Annotated in this window: 17 protein-coding genes; 2 read left to right on the top strand and 15 right to left on the bottom strand. The window is 72.8% G+C overall.

Features of this window, described 5'->3' with window-relative positions; genetic code table 11:
- Window positions 1-4: 4 nt before the first annotated feature.
- Genes LDL48_RS00085 through LDL48_RS00050 form a run of 8 tightly spaced genes read right to left on the bottom strand, consistent with a single transcriptional unit; the run spans window position 5 to window position 6,713 of the window.
- Complete coding sequence (locus tag LDL48_RS00085) at window positions 5-460, bottom strand: MaoC family dehydratase (RefSeq protein WP_225252840.1); 456 nt, start codon at window positions 458-460, stop codon at window positions 5-7.
- Window positions 457-1,347, bottom strand: a complete 891-nt coding sequence (locus LDL48_RS00080) for an amidohydrolase family protein (protein WP_225252839.1) — start codon at window positions 1,345-1,347, stop codon at window positions 457-459. Before LDL48_RS00080 ends, LDL48_RS00085 begins: the two co-directional genes overlap by 4 nt.
- 1 nt (window position 1,348) lies before the next feature.
- Complete coding sequence (locus LDL48_RS00075; protein WP_225252838.1) at window positions 1,349-2,260, bottom strand: SDR family oxidoreductase; 912 nt, start codon at window positions 2,258-2,260, stop codon at window positions 1,349-1,351.
- Window positions 2,260-3,219: a branched-chain amino acid ABC transporter permease gene (locus LDL48_RS00070; protein WP_225252837.1), complete on the bottom strand. Its 960-nt coding sequence runs from the start codon at window positions 3,217-3,219 to the stop codon at window positions 2,260-2,262. Before LDL48_RS00070 ends, LDL48_RS00075 begins: the two co-directional genes overlap by 1 nt.
- Entirely contained in the window at window positions 3,216-4,076 is an 861-nt protein-coding gene (locus LDL48_RS00065; RefSeq protein ID WP_225252836.1) for a branched-chain amino acid ABC transporter permease, read from the bottom strand. Before LDL48_RS00065 ends, LDL48_RS00070 begins: the two co-directional genes overlap by 4 nt.
- Complete coding sequence (locus LDL48_RS00060; protein WP_225252835.1) at window positions 4,073-4,762, bottom strand: ABC transporter ATP-binding protein; 690 nt, start codon at window positions 4,760-4,762, stop codon at window positions 4,073-4,075. Before LDL48_RS00060 ends, LDL48_RS00065 begins: the two co-directional genes overlap by 4 nt.
- The gene (locus tag LDL48_RS00055) at window positions 4,759-5,535 is read right to left on the bottom strand and encodes an ABC transporter ATP-binding protein (protein ID WP_225252834.1); all 777 of its coding nucleotides are present in this window, start codon (window positions 5,533-5,535) and stop codon (window positions 4,759-4,761) included. Before LDL48_RS00055 ends, LDL48_RS00060 begins: the two co-directional genes overlap by 4 nt.
- Window positions 5,532-6,713 (bottom strand): ABC transporter substrate-binding protein, encoded by a 1,182-nt coding sequence (locus LDL48_RS00050; RefSeq protein ID WP_225252833.1) that lies wholly within the window; start codon window positions 6,711-6,713, stop codon window positions 5,532-5,534. Before LDL48_RS00050 ends, LDL48_RS00055 begins: the two co-directional genes overlap by 4 nt.
- Window positions 6,714-6,814: 101 nt before the next feature.
- On the opposite strand from LDL48_RS00050, the gene LDL48_RS00045 reads away from it, so the two are divergent.
- Window positions 6,815-7,639 carry a PaaX family transcriptional regulator gene (locus LDL48_RS00045; protein WP_225252832.1) on the top strand — a complete coding sequence of 275 codons (825 nt, stop codon included), beginning with the start codon at window positions 6,815-6,817 and terminating at the stop codon, window positions 7,637-7,639.
- A gap of 19 nt (window positions 7,640-7,658) precedes the next feature.
- Here LDL48_RS00045 and LDL48_RS00040 read toward each other — a convergent pair whose 3' ends face one another.
- The 5 genes from LDL48_RS00040 to LDL48_RS00020 all read right to left on the bottom strand — a co-directional run bounded on the left by LDL48_RS00040 (window position 7,659) and on the right by LDL48_RS00020 (window position 13,288).
- Window positions 7,659-9,203 carry a sensor histidine kinase gene (locus LDL48_RS00040; protein ID WP_225252831.1) on the bottom strand — a complete coding sequence of 515 codons (1,545 nt, stop codon included), beginning with the start codon at window positions 9,201-9,203 and terminating at the stop codon, window positions 7,659-7,661.
- A complete protein-coding gene (locus LDL48_RS00035; protein WP_225253307.1) occupies window positions 9,200-9,892 on the bottom strand; it encodes a response regulator transcription factor in 693 nt (230 codons plus the stop codon). Before LDL48_RS00035 ends, LDL48_RS00040 begins: the two co-directional genes overlap by 4 nt.
- Before the next feature lie 150 nt (window positions 9,893-10,042).
- Complete coding sequence (locus tag LDL48_RS00030; protein WP_225252830.1) at window positions 10,043-11,671, bottom strand: CotH kinase family protein; 1,629 nt, start codon at window positions 11,669-11,671, stop codon at window positions 10,043-10,045.
- Complete coding sequence (locus LDL48_RS00025) at window positions 11,671-12,348, bottom strand: DUF4956 domain-containing protein (protein WP_225252829.1); 678 nt, start codon at window positions 12,346-12,348, stop codon at window positions 11,671-11,673. Before LDL48_RS00025 ends, LDL48_RS00030 begins: the two co-directional genes overlap by 1 nt.
- Before the next feature lie 7 nt (window positions 12,349-12,355).
- Entirely contained in the window at window positions 12,356-13,288 is a 933-nt protein-coding gene (locus LDL48_RS00020) for a polyphosphate polymerase domain-containing protein (RefSeq protein ID WP_225252828.1), read from the bottom strand.
- A 150-nt stretch (window positions 13,289-13,438) separates the two neighbouring features.
- Here LDL48_RS00020 and LDL48_RS00015 point away from each other — a divergent pair, with 150 nt between their 5' ends.
- Entirely contained in the window at window positions 13,439-14,374 is a 936-nt protein-coding gene (locus LDL48_RS00015) for an aminoglycoside phosphotransferase family protein (RefSeq protein WP_225252827.1), read from the top strand.
- 81 nt (window positions 14,375-14,455) lie between these two features.
- Here the strand turns inward: LDL48_RS00015 and LDL48_RS00010 are convergent, their stop codons facing one another.
- Window positions 14,456-16,003, bottom strand: a complete 1,548-nt coding sequence (locus LDL48_RS00010; protein WP_225252826.1) for a non-reducing end alpha-L-arabinofuranosidase family hydrolase — start codon at window positions 16,001-16,003, stop codon at window positions 14,456-14,458.
- Between the two features lie 80 nt (window positions 16,004-16,083).
- Window positions 16,084-16,608 (bottom strand): cellulose binding domain-containing protein (locus tag LDL48_RS00005; RefSeq protein WP_225252825.1); only part of this gene is annotated, 525 nt, incomplete at its 5' end.

Raw genomic sequence — 16,608 nt, 5'->3', positions numbered from 1 at the left:
CCGGTCAGGCGTACTGCCGGTAGATGACGCGGGCCACGCACGCGGGTTTGTCGGCGCCGTCGATCTCGACGGTGAAGTCCAGGTCCAGCTGTACGCCGTTGCCGGGCACCTCGGTGACGGCGGCGACCCGGGCGGCGAGGCGGATCTTCGCGCCGACCTTGACCGGGTTGGGGAAGCGGACCTTGTCGAGCCCGTAGTTGATGCCCATCCGGACCCCGTCGATGGCCAGGAGTTCACCGAAGAGCGGGATCACCAGGGACAGCGTGAGGTAGCCGTGGGCGATGGTGGTGCCGAACGGCCCGCCGCGGGCCCGTTCGGCGTCGACGTGGATCCACTGGTGGTCGCCGGTGGCGTCGGCGAACGTGTCCACCCGCTCCTGGGTGATCTCGATCCAGGAGCTGTGGCCGAGGTCGCGGCCGGCCAGGGTCAGGAGTTCGTCCAGTCCGGTGACGCTGATCATGAGGGGGTCTCCTTGTCGACGGCGGTGAGGCCGAGCAGCCGCGCGGCGTTGTCCTTGAGGATCCGGGGGCGTACCTCGGGCTTGATGTCGAGCGTGGCGAAGTCGGCGAGCCAGCGGTCCGGGGTGAGGACCGGGTAGTCGGAGCCGAAGAGCACCTTGTCGCGCAGCAGGGTGTTGGCGTAGCGGACCAGCTGGGGCGGGAAGTACTTGGGGGACCAGCCGGAGAGGTCGATGTGCACGAGCGGTTTGTGGGTCGCCACGGCCAGGGCCTCGTCCTGCCACGGGAACGACGGGTGGGCCAGGACGATGCGCAGGTCCGGGAAGCTCGCCGCGACCTCGTCGACGAGCATGGGGTTGGAATACCGCAGGCGGATCCCGGCGCCGCCCGGCACGCCGGCCCCGATCCCGGTCTGCCCGCTGTGGAACAGTGCCGGGACGCCGAGTTCCTCGATCGCCTGGTACAGCGGGAAGGCCATCGGGTCGTCCGGGCTGAAGCCCTGCAGGCTGGGATGGAACTTGAAGCCGCGGACGCCGTACCGCTCGGCGAGCCGCCGGGCCTCGCGGACCCCGGCGCGGCCCTTGTGCGGGTCGATGCTGGCGAAGGGGATCAGGACGTCCGGGTGGCGCGCGCAGTCCTCGGCGATCTCCTCGTTCGGGATGCGCGGGTGCCCGGTCGCGTGCTCGGCGTCCACGGTGAACACCACGGCGGCCATGCGGCGCTCGCGGTAGTAGGCGGCGATCTCGTCGATGCCGGGCTGTCGCGGGCCCTGCGCCCGGAAGTGTGCCGCCGAGGCGCCGAGCAGTTCGGCGCTCAGCGACCCGCGGCCGTCCCGCCCGATCTCCGCGTGGGTGTGCACGTCGATGGCGGTCAGCCGGTCGACGTCCACGTCAGGCCGCCGGTGCCGGCGGAGCCGGGATGCCGTACGTCTCGGGTTCGGCGCCCACGCCGGACTTCCACTGTGCGGCGATGGCCTCGGCGGACCAGCCGCCGTCGGCGAACGCGACCGCCTTCTCCGCCGGGTGGGACCAGAGCGCGAGCCGGTCGCCGCCGACGCCGATCGCCTGGCCGGTGATGTCGGCCGCGGCGTCGGAGGCCAGGAACGTGATGAGGCCGGTGGCGTCGTCCACGGTGCCGAGCCCGGCGCCGCGGCGCACCCAGTCGGGCAGGGGCGCGCCGGTGCGCTCGGACTCGGCGATGACCGGCGCAAACGCGGGGATGGTGCGGGTCATCTCGGTGGCCGCGACCGGCACCACGGCGTTGACCGTGATCCGGGCCTTGGCCAGCTCCATCGCCCAGGTGCGGGCCATCGCGACGATGCCGGCCTTGGCCGCCGCGTAGTTGGTCTGCCCGAAGTTGCCGCGCTGCCCGGCCGGCGACCCCACCAGGATCAGCCGTCCGCCGTCGCCCTGCTCCCGCATCCGGATCGCCGCGGCGCGGGCGCAGGTGAAGGTGCCGCGCAGGTGGACCCGGACCACGGTGTCGAAGTCGTCGTCGGTCATCTTCCAGAGCACCCGGTCGCGCAGCACGCCGGCGTTGGTGATGAGCACGTCGAGCCGGCCGAACTCCCGCACGGCCGTGTCCACCAGGCGCTCAGCGGTCGCGGTGTCGCCGACCGCGCCGGGCGCGCCGGTGGCCGTACCCCCGGCCTTGGTGATGTCGCCGACCGCGGCCTGGACCGCCGCCGGGTCCAGGTCGTTGACCACGACGGCGGCGCCGGCCGCGGAAAGGGCCCGGGCGTAGCCCAGGCCGAGGCCGCGTCCACCGCCGGTGACGAGAGCGACCCTGCCGTTGAGTTCCATCACTTCCCCCAGATCGAAGGTCTGCCTCGCCGGACACGGGCGCCGTCGAGGACCGCGGGCACGATGCCGCGGGGCAGATAGAGCACGGTGGCCACCAGCAGCAGGGCGTAGACGGCGTAGGAGAGCACGCTGGGCGCGTAGCCGGGCATGCCGGGCTGGGTGCCGAGCGTGTTGAGCGCCTGCACCAGCAGCACGATGACGGTGGCGCCGACGACCGGCCCGGCGATGGTGCCGATCCCGCCGACGACCGCCATCACCACGAACTCGATGGACAGCAGGATCGGGAACGAGCCCGGCGCCAGGTAGCCCAGATAGAACGCGTAGATGCCGCCGGCCAGGCCGGCGAACGCGGCGGACAGGGCGAACACGGCCAGCCGGTAGCGGGCGATGGCGACGCCGTTGGCCGCCGCCGCGATCTCGCTGGTCGCGCTGGCGCGCAGGCCGCGGCCGGCCCGGGAGGCGACCACGTTGCGGCAGATCACCAGGACCACGGCGAGCACGACCCAGATCAGGTACGCGTAGCCGAGGTCGCCGCCCACCGGCAGCTGCGGGATGCCCTGCAGTCCGATCGCGCCGCCGGCCCAGTCGCCCTGCCCGAGCAGCGACAGCAGGATCAGCTGCAGCGCGAGCGTGGCGAAGGCGAGGTGGTGTCCGCGCAGCCGCAGCAGGGGAGCACCGAGCAGGACCGCGGCCAGGGCGGCGACCACCGGCGCCGCGAGCAGGCCGGCGACCGTCGGCACGCCGTGCACGGTGAGCAGTCCCGCCGCGTACCCGCCGATGGCGTAGAACGCGGCCTGCCCGAGCGACACCTGCCCGGCGTACCCCATCAGCATGGACACCCCGGCGGTGACCGTCGCGGCCAGGCCGAGCAGCACGTACGTCGCGAGGTGGCGTTCCGGCAGCAGCGGGGGCAGCGCCAGCGTGACGACCGCCAGGGCGGCGAGCATCCGGCGGTTCACCGGGCCATCTCCGGTACCGCGCCGCGCCGGGCGGCCTGCACGATCATCGCGGTGAGCATCAGCACCAGCGCGACCTCCAGTTGGTACGCGCCGGCGCCGTACCCGGCGATCATGGTCTGGGCGACGCCGAGCAGCAGTCCGCCGGCCAGCGCGACCACCGGGCGGGTCAGGGCGCCGAGGACGGCGGCGGCGAGGCCGTTGACGATCAGCGTCACGTCGCTGTCGAACGTGACCTGCTGCACCGGGGTGGTCAGCACGCCGGCCAGCCCGCCGAGCGCGCCGCCCAGCGCGAACGCGAACAGGCCCATCCGGCGGGTGTCGATGCCGACGACGCGGGCCGCGTAGGGGTTCGACGCGCAGGCGGACAGCGCCTTGCCCAGGTCGGTGCGGGCGAAGAACGCGGCCATGGCCACGAAGACCGGCACGGTGACGCCGAGGATGAGCAGGTAATGCGCCTGCAGCCGGGCTCCGCCGACGACCGCGACCCCGGGCAGGCCGGGAAAGGACCGCGGCTGGTCACCCCAGATGACGATCTCGACCGCGTACGCGAACACGGCGAGCCCCAGCGTGACGATCAGCGACGTGCCCGGGGTGGTGCCCGGCCGTCCGATCGCGACGGCACCCACCAGCAGCCCGGCGAGGGCGGCGGTGAGCACGGCGGCGAGTTCCGCGAGCCCGTGCGGAAGCCCGGCGCCGAGCAGCGAGGCGGTCAGCATCGCCGCCACGACGGCGAACGCGCCCTGGGCGAAGTTGACCACCCGGGTGACCCGGTAGATGGCCACCAGGCCGCTGGCCACGAGCGCGTAGCCGGCGCCGATGCCCAGTCCGGTCAGCAGGTAGCCGATGAAGTCGCTCACCGGGCCGGGCCCTCCGCGGTCACGTCACCGCCGAGGTACGCGGCCGTCACCCGGGGATCGCGGGCCAGGTCGCCGGCCGGGCCGTGCAGCACGACGCGGCCGGCCTCCAGGACGTACGCGCGGCGGCACAGCCCGAGCGCGAGCCGGGCGTTCTGCTCGATCAGCAGCACGGCCAGTCCCCGTTCGGCGTTGAGCGTGCGCAGGTGGCCGACGAGTTCGGTGACCACCAGCGGCGCCAGCCCGAGGCTGAGTTCGTCCACCACGAGCACGTCCGGGCGGGCCATCAGGGCCCGGCCGATCGCCACCATCTGCTGCTGGCCGCCGGAGAGCAGCCCGGCCCGGTTGCGCCGCAGGCCGTCGAGCCCGGGCAGCAGCCGGTAGATCTCGGTGGTGTCGCGGCCGTGCCGGCCGTTGCGCCAGCCACCGAGGCGCAGGTTGTCGTCGACGCTGAGGTCGCCGAACATCTCCCGGCCCTCGGGCACCTGGGCCAGCCGGCCGCGGACGGTGACCTGGCCCGCGGCCGGGCGGACCAGCCCGGACAGGGCCTTGACCAGGGTGGACTTGCCGGCGCCGTTCGGGCCGATGAGCGCGACGAGTTCGCCCTCGCCGACGTGCAGGTCGACGCCGTCGAGGGCGGTGGCGCCGGAGTAGCGCACGGTCAGGCCGGTCACCTCGACGGCGTTCACGCGGGTACGCCCGTGCCGAGATAGGCGGTGACCACGCGGGGGTCGGCGCGGACCTCGGCGGCGGTGCCGTCCGCGATGGTCCGGCCCAGATCGAGCACGGTGACCCGGTCGGCGAGGCGCATGACGAACGCCACGTCGTGTTCCACGAGCAGGATGGTCAGCCCGGATCCGCGCAGGTCCTCGATGAGCGTGGCGAGCCGGTCGCGTTCCGCCGCGCGCAGCCCGGAGGCCGGCTCGTCGAGCAGCAGCAGTCGCGGCCGCCCGCACAGCGCCCGGGCCAGTTGCAGCGCCCGCTGCTGTCCGAGCGGCAGTTCCTCCGCGGGCCGGTCCGCCCAGTCCTCGATTCCGGTGCGGTGCAGGCATTCGGCGGCGCGGTCGCGGATCTCCCGTTCCTCCCGGCGGTGGGCCGGCAACCGCAGCGCCGCGGCGGTGAACCCGGCCCGGGTGGTGGCGTGCGCACCCACCATGACGTTCTCCAGCGCGGTCATGCCGGGAAAGACCCGGGCGGCCTGGAACACCACGCCGATACCGAGCCGGGCCCGCCGGTGCGCGGGCAGCCGGTCGATCCGCTGGTCGTCGAGGTGTACCGTCCCGGCGTCCGGGGCGAGCTGCCCGCCGATGAGGGCGAACAGCGTGGACTTGCCCGCGCCGTTCGGCCCGATCACGGCGCGCAGCTCGCCCGGCGCGACGCTGAGACCGACGTCCCGTACGGCGTACACGCCGCCGAATGCACGGGACACCCCCGAGACGGTCAGCGCCGCGCCTGCGGTCACCGGCCACCGACCGTGGCGAGCTTGGCCTTGGCGTAGTCGGTCGGAACGATCTTGCCGCCACGCACGGTGTTGAGGGAGATGTAGTCGGTCGTCAGTCCACTGTGGTTGGCCGCCGAGTAGGTGTAGGTGCCGTTCGGCGTGGTCAGCGTCAGCCCTTCCAGCGCGTCGCGGACCTTGTCCCGGTCGGTGCCGCCGGCCTTCTCGACGGCGGCCTTGAGCAGCTTGACCGCGCTGTAGCCGTCCTGGGCGAACTGCGGTGGCGGGTAACCGTGCTCGGCGGTGAACGCGTCGGACAGCTCCTTGATCGCGGTCTTCTGCGCGCCGTCGGGCAGGGCGTCGCCGACCACGCCGATGGAGCTGGCGATGGTGACGCCCTCGGCGGCCGGGCCGGCCGGGTCGAGGAACAGCTTGCTGGCCTGTGCGCCGGTGAGCACCAGCGGGATGCGCAGGCCGGATGCGGCGTACTGCTTGGTCAGCGCGACCGCCGGGGCCCCGGTCGCCCACACCATCAGGGCCTGTGCCGAGGAGGACCGGACGTGGGTGAAGACGGCGCCGAACTCGGTGGCGGTGGTCTGGAACTCCTCCATCGGCGCGAGGGTCACGCCGTACGTCGCGGCCTTGTCCTTGAGCCCCTTCACCCCGGCGGCGGCGTAACTGCTCTTGGTGTCGTGCGCGACGGCCAGCCGGGTCACGCCGGTGGCCTGGAAGTACTGCAGGGCGGCCTCGGCGTAGGTGCCGGAGGTGGCCGGGACGACGAAGACGTACGGGTGGACGGGCTGCACCTGTTCGTCGGCCGGGGTGAGCGACAGGTACGGCACCTTCTCCCGGTCGACCAGCGGGATGGTGGCCAGGGCGGAGTTGGAGAACGGTGACCCGATCACCGCGTCCGCCTCGCCCTTCACCTCGTTGAAGGCCAGCACCGCCTGGTCGGGCAGGCTCTTGTCGTCCCGGACGGTGAGTTCGATGCGGCGCCCGCCGATCCCGCCGGCGTCGTTGATCTGCCGCACGGCGAGCGCCACGGACTTCTGGTTCTCGCTGCCCAGCGGCGAGTAGTTGCCGGTCAGGGAGACGATCTGGGCGACCCGGATCGGGTCGTCGCCGCCGCCGGCGTCGTCGCCGCAGCCGGCCATGGTGGTGGCGAGGGCGAGGGTGAGTAGAAGCGGTACAGGTCGGCGCACGAGTACCTCCTAGTACCGCGAGCGTTTCGGTCCCGTTACGTGCTGTCCTGAAGTTAGGCGCATTCGTCACGGCCGTCAATATTGTGACTAACATCGTCGGCATGGCACCGGACGCCGCCGACCACTCGCCCCGCCCGCAGACCCTGCTGCTGATGCTGCTCGGGGATTTCGTGCTGGACCGCGACGTGTGCGTCTTCTCCGGCAGCGTCATCGAGACGCTCGCCCGGCTCGGCATCTCCGAGCACGCGTCCCGCTCCACGCTGACCCGGATGGCCGGCCGGGACCTGCTCCGCCGCCAGCGGCACGGCCGCCGGATGTACTTCGGGCTGACCGCCAGGTCGACCGCGATCCTGCGGGACGGCCGCACCCGGATCTGGGAGACCGGCGCGGTCAACGACCGGTGGGACGGCAGCTGGACCCTGCTGTGCTTCTCGCTGCCCGAGGCGTGGCAGCGCCAGCGCCACGACCTGCGGGCGCAGCTGGGCTGGTCCGGGTTCGGCCCGTTGCAGGGCGGACTGTGGATCGCCCCCGGCGAGGTGCCCGCCCGCGACATCGTCACCAGCCTCGGCCTGGAGGCGCACGCGCGCGTCTTCCGGGCCCGTGCCGACGACCTGACCGACCTGGCCGCCATGATCTCCGACGCCTACGACCTCGCCGAGGTGGCCGCCCGCTATCAGGGATTCCTCGCCCGGTGGGAGGCGGCGCCGGCCGCGGCCGACCCACTGGCGGCCAGGTTGCGGCTGATCGCCGAGTGGCTCGGCGCGATCCGCCGGGACCCGCGCCTGCCGGTCGAGCACCTGCCGGCCGGCTGGCCGGCGGTCGGTGCCCAGAAGCTCTTCCGCGAGCTGGAACTCGCCTACGCCGACCCGGCCCGGGCCGCGGCCGCCGCCCTGTTGGACCTGCGGCCGGTCGAGCCGGCCGGGTGACACCCGCGGCACCGGGTGGTCAGGCGGGCCCGCCGTCGGCCGGCGGCATCGCGGGCAGCAGCACCCGGAAGGTGGCCCCGGCCGCGGTGGTGTCGAGTTCGACCCAGCCGCCGTGGCCGTGCACGATGGCGGCCACGATGGACAGCCCGAGGCCGGAGCCTCCGCCTCCGTCGCCCCGGGTGCGGCTCGAGTCCGCGCGGTAGAGCCGTTCGAAGACCCGTCCGGCGTGCTCGGGCGGCACGCCCGGTCCGTTGTCCCGGACCTCCAGCACCGCCAGCGTGGCGTCCGGGTCGACCCGCACCGGCCGGGAGCGCACCGACCGGCCGGAGTCCGGCGGTCCGGTCCGCCGGCCGACGCGCACGACCACCTCGGCCCGTGCCGGCGTGTGCTGCATCGCGTTGGCCACCAGGTTGGTGGTGACCTGACGCAGGCCGTGGTCGTCGCCCAGCACGGTCACCGCGTCGAAGGTGCCGGTGTCGTCGCGCAGTCCGGCCAGCCGTACCGGTCGGCCGGGCTGACGGGCGTGCGCGTCGCGCACGGTGTCCGCGGCGATCGCCAGCAGATCGACCGGGCGCAGCTCCGGCGGCCGTTGCTGATCCAGGCGGGCCAGCAGCAGCAGATCCTCGACCAGCACGCCCATCCGCGCCGCCTCGCCCTCGATCCGGCTCATCGCCTCGTCCAGCCGGGCTCCGGGCGGCGCCCCGCCGCGACGGTAGAGTTCGGCGAACCCGCGGATCGAGGTCAACGGGGTACGCAGCTCGTGCGAGGCGTCCGCGACGAACTGGCGCAGCCGCCGTTCCGACGCGGTGCGCGCGGACACCTCCCGTTCGATGCGGGCCAGCATGTGGTTGAGGGCGAGACCCAGCCGGCCCGGCTCGGTGTGCGGGTCGGTGCTGGACACCCGCCCGGACAGGCTGCCCGCCGAGATGTCCGCGGCGACCCGCTCCATGACGGTCAGCGGGCGCAGGCCGATCCGGACCACGAACGCGGCCGACGACGCCAGCAGCGTCAGCAACAGGAGCACCACGGCGAGGTCGATCAGCAGCAGCTGGCTGGTCGTCTGCCGCACCTCGGCCAGGGACGCGCCGAACAGCGTGACGGCACCGGTGCCGGGGACCGCCACGGCCAGCATCCGCCAGTCGACGCCGTCGGTGCCGGCCACGGTGAACGGCCGCCCGTCCGCGGCGCGGTCCCGCAGCTCCGCGAAGTCCGGCGGCACCGGGCCCGGGCCCGCGGCGACCAGACTGCGTTCCACGTCCAGCGTGCCGTCCGGGCGGTACACGAGGACGACCTGCGTGCTGCTGGACCGGGGCAGCCGCTCCGGCGACGGCGGGGCGCGGAACCGGCCCGGCGGAACCGGGACCACACCGGAACGCAGCGGACCGGCCATGGCGGACAACCGCTCGTCCACGCGATCGGAAAGATAGGTGCGGATGAGCAGCAGGCCGGCGGCATCGGCGAGGATCAGGGCCACCGCCGACAGCAACGCGACGACCAGCACGAGCCGCGAGCGCAGCGTCCAGTGTCCCCACCGGCGGGGCCGCCACCGGTGCCGGATGCTCATTCCTCCGCGCCGCGGGGCAACCGCAGCGCGTACCCGATGCCCCGGACGGTGTGGATGAGCGGCGGCCCGGTGTTGTCGATCTTGCGGCGCAGGTAGTACACGTACGACTCGACGATGCGCCCGTCGCCGCCGAAGTCGTAGTGCCACACCCGCTCCAGGATCTGCGCCTTGCTCACCACCCGGCCGGCGTTGGCGAGCAGATACCGCAGCAGGTTGAACTCCGTCGGGGACAGGTCGATCGGACGTCCCGCCCGGCGTACCTCGTGGGCGTCCTCGTCGAGTTCCAGGTCGGCGTAGCGCAGGACGGTGGTGCCGGCCGGTTCCGCCGGCCGGGGCCGGCTGCGGCGCAGAACGGCACGGATCCGCAGCACCACCTCCTCCAGGCTGAACGGTTTCGTGACGTAGTCGTCGGCGCCGGCGCTCAGCCCCGAGATCCGGTCCCGGACCGCGTCGCGGGCGGTCAGGAACAACACCGGTACGCCGCATCCGGCGGTGCGCATCCGGCGGGCCACCTCGAAGCCGTCGAGGTCCGGGAGCATCACGTCGAGCACCACGAGATCGGCGTCGAACTGCTCCAGGGCGGCGAGCGCGCCGTACCCCGAGTCGGCCACCCGGACCTCGAAGTCGGCCAGGCCCAGGGTGGCCGAGAGCAGAGCGCGGATGCTGGGCTCGTCGTCGACGATCAGCACCCGCCCCGCGGACGGCGGATCGTCGGCGCGACCCGGCGTCGGCGGGCTCGGGGCGGGCGAAGGATATCGAGGCGACTGCACGATGAACGAATACCAGTCGGTCCTGTGAATTCCAGGTGAACGACCCGGGAGCCGGCTGAGGGCACGCGTTCAGTCCCCGGTCACCACCTCGTCGGTCTTCAGGCTCGCGGTGCGTTGCTGGATGACGGTGCGCAGCTGCCCGGCCTCGCTCGACACGGCCGGCCCGTCGTGGCCGTCCACGGTGGCCAGTACCCGGGCGGCGGAGTCGACCGCGGCCAGCGCCGCCCCACCGGCGTAGATCTGCCGGTACAGCTCCCGGTACGCCTCCTCGTACACCGCGGCGAACGCCGGGGTGGCGAGGAAACGTTCCTTCAGCTTGTGGCCGCCGGCCGGGCCGCCGCGCACCACCTGCCCACCGGGTGGCGGCTGGTCGGCCGGCGGCTGCCTCCCCTCGGGCCGGGCGGCGCCGGCCGGAAGGCCGCCCATCCGGCCCACGTCGTGCGGCCCCTGCTCCGGGTCGCCGCTGAAGGTCAGGTTGTAGTCCCAGCCGATCACCGTGAACCGGCCGGTGCCCAGGTCGTACCAGAGGTAGTAGTTGCGGCCCGGCCCGGCCATGTCGTCGAAGTTCAACAGCAGGTTCTGCAGCGCGGCGTACCGCGCGAAGGCACGGACGTCGAGACGGTCGTCCAACCGCGCGGCGAACTCGGCGTCGCTGCTGCGGTGCACCCATCGGATCAGGTCGATCACCGGTTGCAGGTCCTGGCTGCCCTTCATGGTGATCTGGTCGAAGTCGTCCTGGTAGCCGGTGGGGTCGTCGCCCTGGTCGGTGAACTGGCCGCCGGCCAGCGACTTGTACAGCACGCCGCGGCCGCCCAGGTCCTCGGCGAAGTTCTCGTCCGGGTGCTCGACGATGAGCCGGGCGGTGGTGGGCCGGTCGTTGACGGTGAAGCCGGTGTACGCGTACCGCTGGCCGACCTCACCGACCCGGCCGAGCACGGTGAGCGTCACCGCCTCGTTGAGTGCGGTGGAACCGCCGCCCATCCCGCCGACGCGGACCGCGATCTCCCGGTGGCCCTGGTAGCGGCGGCCGTCGACGAACTCGTCGAACCGGATGAGCCAGGGCAGCTTCTCCGGCTCCTCCGCCTTGAGTGCCGTCCGGGCGAGGCCGCCACCCGGCCGGGCCGCCCCACCCTGAGCCGCCCCACCCTGAGCCGGGCCGTCCTGAGCCGCCCCACCCTGAGCCGGGCCGTCCTGTGCCGGGCCACCCCGGGCCGGGCCGGGTGGGGCCGGGCCGGGTTGGGCCGGGCCGGGTTGGCGGCCGCCGGAGAGGCCGAGCCGGCCGATCGGCTCGCCGTCGCGGGTGAGCCCGCCCAGCGTGGAGTTGCCCTTCAGCCGGACGCCGACGCTCGGGACGGTGGTGCCGTCCACGGTCAGATCGGCCTCCAGGTACTGCTTCTCGCCCTCGTCCGCGTAGCTGTCCAACATCCGCTCGTAGTCGGCGGTGCGGAAGGTCAGTTCGAGGCGGTGCGCGACGGTCGCGTCGAACAGGTCCACGCTGCCGGCGACGTCCTGGGTGATCTGGTCGCCGGTCACGTCGCTGCCGCTGGTCACGTACGGCTGGATCCGGACCGTGCTGAACACCACGGTGAGCGCCACCACGAACGCCACGCATCCGGCGAGCAGCTTCCAGTAGTGCCGCACGCGAACCGGGACGCGGTGCAGCAGCCGGCGGCCGGCGGAGTAGCGGGGCGGCGTCATCACAGGTCCGTCTGGTCGTAACCGGTCAGGACGGTCACCCGCTGACCCGAGGTGCGCTCGCCGAGCGCGGCGATCAGCTCACCGGGCTCGGTGCCCTTCCTGAGCCGTACCGTGTACATCACCTCGGTCAGCGCCCCGCCCCGGATGGACTCCATGCTGACCAGCTCGAACTCGGTGGTCAGCCGGATCAGCACGTCCTGGATCGCCGCGGCGTGGTTGCCCTCGGGCGGTACCTGCACCTTGACGACCTGGCGCTGCACGTTGAGGGCGAACCAGTTGAAGCGGTACATCACCACGATGATCAGGCTGATCGCCACGGCCGCGATGATCGCCAGGGTGTAGAAGCGGGTGCCGCAGGCCATGCCGACGCCCATCACCAGGAAGATGAAACCGACGTCGCGGGTCTCCTTGATGGCGTTGCGGAACCGCACCACCGACAGCGCGCCGACCAGAGCGAAGGCCCGGGCGATGTTGGAGCCCACCACGAGCATGATCAGCGAGATCAGCATGCCGAGGATGATCAGCGTCTGCACGTAGGACTGGCTGTACGAGATGTTGCGGTGGGTGAACCGGTACACCCAGCCGATCATCGCGCTGAGCACGAAGGACAGGGACAGGGCGATCGCGATGTCGCCGACGCTGAACGTGCCGGACAGGTCCTGGAAGTCGAACGGCATGGTCTCCTCATTCTCCGATGCTGGTCAGGGACGGGGTCAGGGACGGGGTCAGGCCGGCGGCCGGATCGTCGTCGACGACGTGGAACACCGAGCGCGGCGCGCGGCCGAACGCCTCGACGCTCTGGCAGTACTTCGACATCCGGACCACGGACAGGTTCGAGCGGGCGGCCAGGTCGGTCAGCCAGTAGGGCACGCGCTCGTTGGCCTTGAACTCCGCCACCGCGAGCCGGCCCGGCACGATGAGCCGGTTCGCCGCGTCCGCGCCGAGGTGGAAGTCGCGGTCGCGCCCGCGGACCCGGTGATCCAGGGTGACCCGCAGTCCGGCGTCGGCGTCGCGGCCCACGAAGGCCTCGCGCTGGTATCCGGTCATCGCGACCGGACGCAGATCCAGCCCGGACACCAGCTCGAGGACCTCCTCGACGAACGCGCGCTGCGCCGGGTCGTGGTCGACCAGCACGCGGCGGTCACAGAGCTCCCGGGCCGACCGGTACGGCAGCGCGACCCGGCGTTTCTGGGTCACCCGGTTGACCCGCTGCTTGATCTCCACGTAGACGGTGGTGTCGTCGCCGATCGTGGACCGGTCGCCGTAGTGGCGGATCCGCAGCTTGCGCCGGAACCGCAGACCTTCGATCTTCTCCCAGTAGAAGCGGAGATCGGGGGTGTCGTAGTAGACGCTCCAGACGCCGTACCCGCGTCGGCCGCCGTGGCTGTCGGCGTCCATCCGGCCGGACAGTTCCTCGCGTACCGCCGGCACGTCCGTGCTGGGCAGCAGGTACTTGATCTCGTACCGGTTGAAGGCGTGCAGTGTGCTGGGTGCCCGCAGGGCATGACCGGCGTGATCGTCACCGGGGACGGCCGCGTCCGGTCGCCCGGCGGGTGCGGCCGGATCGCGGCTGCCGGCGGGTGGCGACGAGGGCCGGCGGTGGAGCGAGAATCGCATGGTGAGGTCCATCCGTGTGCGGAACGAGGCGGACGTGAGCCAAACAGGCCTACCTCAAAGTCGGCTTTGAACCACCTCTGAACTTCGCATGAACCCGCGGCCGACCGGGGCCACCCGGCGCGGCGCCGACGGGCGGACCAGAATGGATCCATGAGCGACGTTCCTGATCTGGGCCCGCTGCCCCGGCGCATTCCGGTCGACGCGGACCTGGTGCGCCGGCTGGTCTCGGCTCAGTTCCCACGGTGGGCCGGCCTGGAGATCGAGCCGGTCGCCGACGGCGGCTGGGACAACTGGACGTTCCACCTCGGCGGCGACAAGCTGGTGCGCCTGCCCAGCGCCGCCGAGTACGCGCTGGCGGTGGAGAAGGAACACCGGTGGCTCCCGGCCCTCACCGCCCGGCTGCCGCTGCCCGTCCCGGCGCCGCTGGCGAAGGGCGAGCCGGCTGCCGGCTACCCCTTCCCGTGGTCGGTCTACCGGTGGCTGGACGGCGAACCCGCGCGCGCGGACCGGATCGCCGACCCGGTGCGGTTCGCGCGCGACCTGGCCGGCTTCCTGGCGGCCCTGCAGCGCGTCGACCCCGCGGACGGCCCGCAGCCGGGTACCCACAACTGGTTCCGGGGCGGCACGCTGCGCACCTACGACTCCGAAGTCGAACGGGCGCTCAGCGCGTTGGGCGGCCGCGTCGACGCCGGACGGGTGCGCGAGGTGTGGGCGGGGGCGCTCGACGCCCGTTGGGACGGTGTGGACCGCTGGTTCCACGGCGACGTCGCGCCGGGGAACCTGCTGCTCGCCGGCGGCCGGCTGGCGGCGGTCATCGACTTCGGGACGTGCGGCGTCGGCGACCCGGCCTGCGATCTGGCGGTCGCCTGGACGTTGCTGACCGCAGAGGGCCGGCAGGCGTTCCGCGAGCGGCTGTCGGTGGACGATGCGACGTGGGCGCGCGGGCGCGGCTGGGCCCTCTGGAAGACGCTCGCCACCTGCAGCTACACCGTGGAGGACCCGGAGGACGCCGAGGAGTACGGGAACGGGCGGCGGGTCCTCGACGAGATCTTCGCCGAGTACGCCGCCGGCGCGCCTCGCCCCTGACGGTCCACCGGGTGTCGTGGACGCCGGACGCCTCCCCGGCCGGTGGTGCCGGCCGGGGAGGCGTGCGGGGTGGTCAGGCGGTCAGCGGCGCAGGGTGAGGAGTCCGGGGCGGTAGGGGAGGCGGCCGTAGTCGCCGCCGGAGTTGGGGTCGCGTCCTTGGTAGAGCAGTTGCAGGTTGCAGGGGTCGATGGTCATGGTCTGGTCGGCGTTGGTGCGGATGAGTTCGCCGTGGCTGATGTCGTTGGTCCAGGTGGCGCCGCTGTTGGCTTTGCCGGCGAAGGGGTTGTTCTCGGTGGCGGCTTGGGGGGTCCAGTTGCCGCCGAGGCTGGTGGCGGTGAAGGAGCGGAAGTAGCGGCCGTTGGCGCCGATGGCTTCGACGATCATGAGGTACTGGTTCTGGCCCTGGACCTTGTAGACCTGGGGTGCTTCGAACAGGTTGTTCGTGGTGTCGGTCATGATCGTGGTGTAGCTGGTGCCGAAGTTGCCGGGGAAGTTGCCGATCGGCATGGAGGCGCGGTAGATGCGGCCGTTGTCGCCGGCGAAGAACAGGTACATGTTCTGGCCGTCGGCGATGAGGGTCTGGTCGATGGGTCCGGTGCCGGAGTTGCTGATGCTGCCGGTGAACAGGGGTTGGGGTGCGGACCAGCCGTTGGGGTTGGTGGGGTCGCTGCTGGTGCGGTAGATGAACGGCCAGGCGCCCCACTGGTAGGCCAGGACCCAGATGTTCTTCGGCGCGAAGTAGAACAGGCTGGGTGCGACGGTGGAGTTGTTCATCGCGTTCTGGCTGGCGGAGCCGAGTTCGGTGAAGTTGTTGACGAGGCTGAAGTTCATCGAGCCCCAGGTGGTGCCGGTGTCGTGGGTGGTGGCGTAGACGAGGTGCCGGCCGTTGTAGGGGGCGGTGGTGAAGTCCTTGAGCGAGACCCAGCCGGAGCGGGGGTTGGCCAGCACGCCGGAGGAGCTCCACCGGTAACTCGACGGCAGACTGCAGTTGCCGGACGGCGGCGGGGTGGTCGGCCCGGTGGGCGGGGTGTCGCCGCCGACGCGGACGAGCTGCCATTGCTGGTTGTTGCCGCCCCAGTCGTCGTACTGGACGATGTTGGCGCCGTCGGCGGTGGACGCGCCCTGCACCTCGACGGCCCGGTTGCTGTTGCGGTTGATCAGGCGGACGTAGCCGTCCGGGGAGTCGGCGAGGCGGAACTGCTGGTTGGTGCCGTTGCTGTCGGACCACTGGACGACGGCCGCGCCGTTGGCGGTGGAGAGGTTGTAGACGTCGAGGACCTTGCCGGAGTGCCGGGAGCGCAGGCGGTAGTAGCCGCCGCCGGAGTCGACGAACTGCCACTGCTGCTGGGCGCCGTCGTTGCGGGACCACTGGGTGATCCGGGCACCGTCGTTGGTGGCCAGGTTGTAGACGTCCAGGGCCTTGCCGCTGCCGCGGTTGACCAGAATGTACGAGGCGCTGGTGTCGACGGTGGCGGCGCTGGCGTCGGTGGCGGTCACGGCGGTCACGCCACCGGCGGTCAGCGCGGTGAGGACCGCGACGGCGGCGCCCCACCAACGGCGGCGCCGCGGGCGTGCGGGTGCCGGTGGCTCGGGAACCGCGCCCGGCGGGTGGGCGATGTGCGATGTCATGGGGATTCTCCTCGGATGCTGGCCGTTGCGGGTCGGTGCCGCCCGGGGCCGGTGGCGTCCGGTCCCGGGCGGCGGGTGGTTCAGGCGGCGCTGCAGCCCGGCGTGCCGGCGGGCGGCGTGCCGGTGCCCTGGAAGCCGAACTCGGTGCTGCCGCCGGCGGCGATCCGGCCGTTGTAGTCCACGTTGCCGAACGCCACCGTGCCGGTCGTTCCGCCGGCGCGGGTGCTCCACGAGCCGGTGACGGCGGTGCCGGCCGGTAGCGCCACGGTGACGGTCCAGCCGCTGATCGCGGTGGCCGCGGACACCCGGACGGTGGCCACGAAGCCGCCGGTCCACGCGTTCATCGACACCGATGCGGTGCAGCCGCCGGCCGGCGGCGGGGTCGTGCTGCCCGGCGGCGGCGTGGTGCTGCCGGGCGGCGGCGTGGTGCTGCCGGGCGGGGGCGTGGTGCTGCCCGGCGGTGTGGTGGTGCCGCCGGCGTTGAGGGCGTCGAGGACCGCGGTGTAGGCGGCCTTCTTGTTGCCGGCGCAGTCGAACAGCAGCGGGTTCGCGCCGGTGCGCCAGGAGTCGCAGTCGCGCACGCCCCACACCGTGATGCCGGTGCA

The organism is Jidongwangia harbinensis (assembly GCF_020216025.1).
GTDB classification, from domain to species: Bacteria; Actinomycetota; Actinomycetes; order Mycobacteriales; family Micromonosporaceae; genus Actinoplanes; species Actinoplanes harbinensis.
This window is presented reverse-complemented; position numbering and strand designations above follow the sequence as displayed.

Bases quoted from the DNA above. Each gene is read 5' to 3' on its own strand.
- LDL48_RS00075 (WP_225252838.1), bottom strand. From the start codon at position 2,260: ATGGAACTCAACGGCAGGGTCGCTCTCGTCACCGGCGGTGGACGCGGC.
- LDL48_RS00085 (WP_225252840.1), bottom strand. From the start codon at position 460: ATGATCAGCGTCACCGGACTGGACGAACTCCTGACCCTGGCCGGCCGC.
- LDL48_RS00025 (WP_225252829.1), bottom strand. From the start codon at position 12,348: ATGCCGTTCGACTTCCAGGACCTGTCCGGCACGTTCAGCGTCGGCGAC.
- LDL48_RS00010 (WP_225252826.1), bottom strand. From the start codon at position 16,003: ATGACATCGCACATCGCCCACCCGCCGGGCGCGGTTCCCGAGCCACCG.
- LDL48_RS00020 (WP_225252828.1), bottom strand. From the start codon at position 13,288: ATGCGATTCTCGCTCCACCGCCGGCCCTCGTCGCCACCCGCCGGCAGC.
- LDL48_RS00030 (WP_225252830.1), bottom strand. From the start codon at position 11,671: ATGACGCCGCCCCGCTACTCCGCCGGCCGCCGGCTGCTGCACCGCGTC.
- LDL48_RS00045 (WP_225252832.1), top strand. From the start codon at position 6,815: ATGGCACCGGACGCCGCCGACCACTCGCCCCGCCCGCAGACCCTGCTG.
- LDL48_RS00040 (WP_225252831.1), bottom strand. From the start codon at position 9,203: ATGAGCATCCGGCACCGGTGGCGGCCCCGCCGGTGGGGACACTGGACG.
- LDL48_RS00015 (WP_225252827.1), top strand. From the start codon at position 13,439: ATGAGCGACGTTCCTGATCTGGGCCCGCTGCCCCGGCGCATTCCGGTC.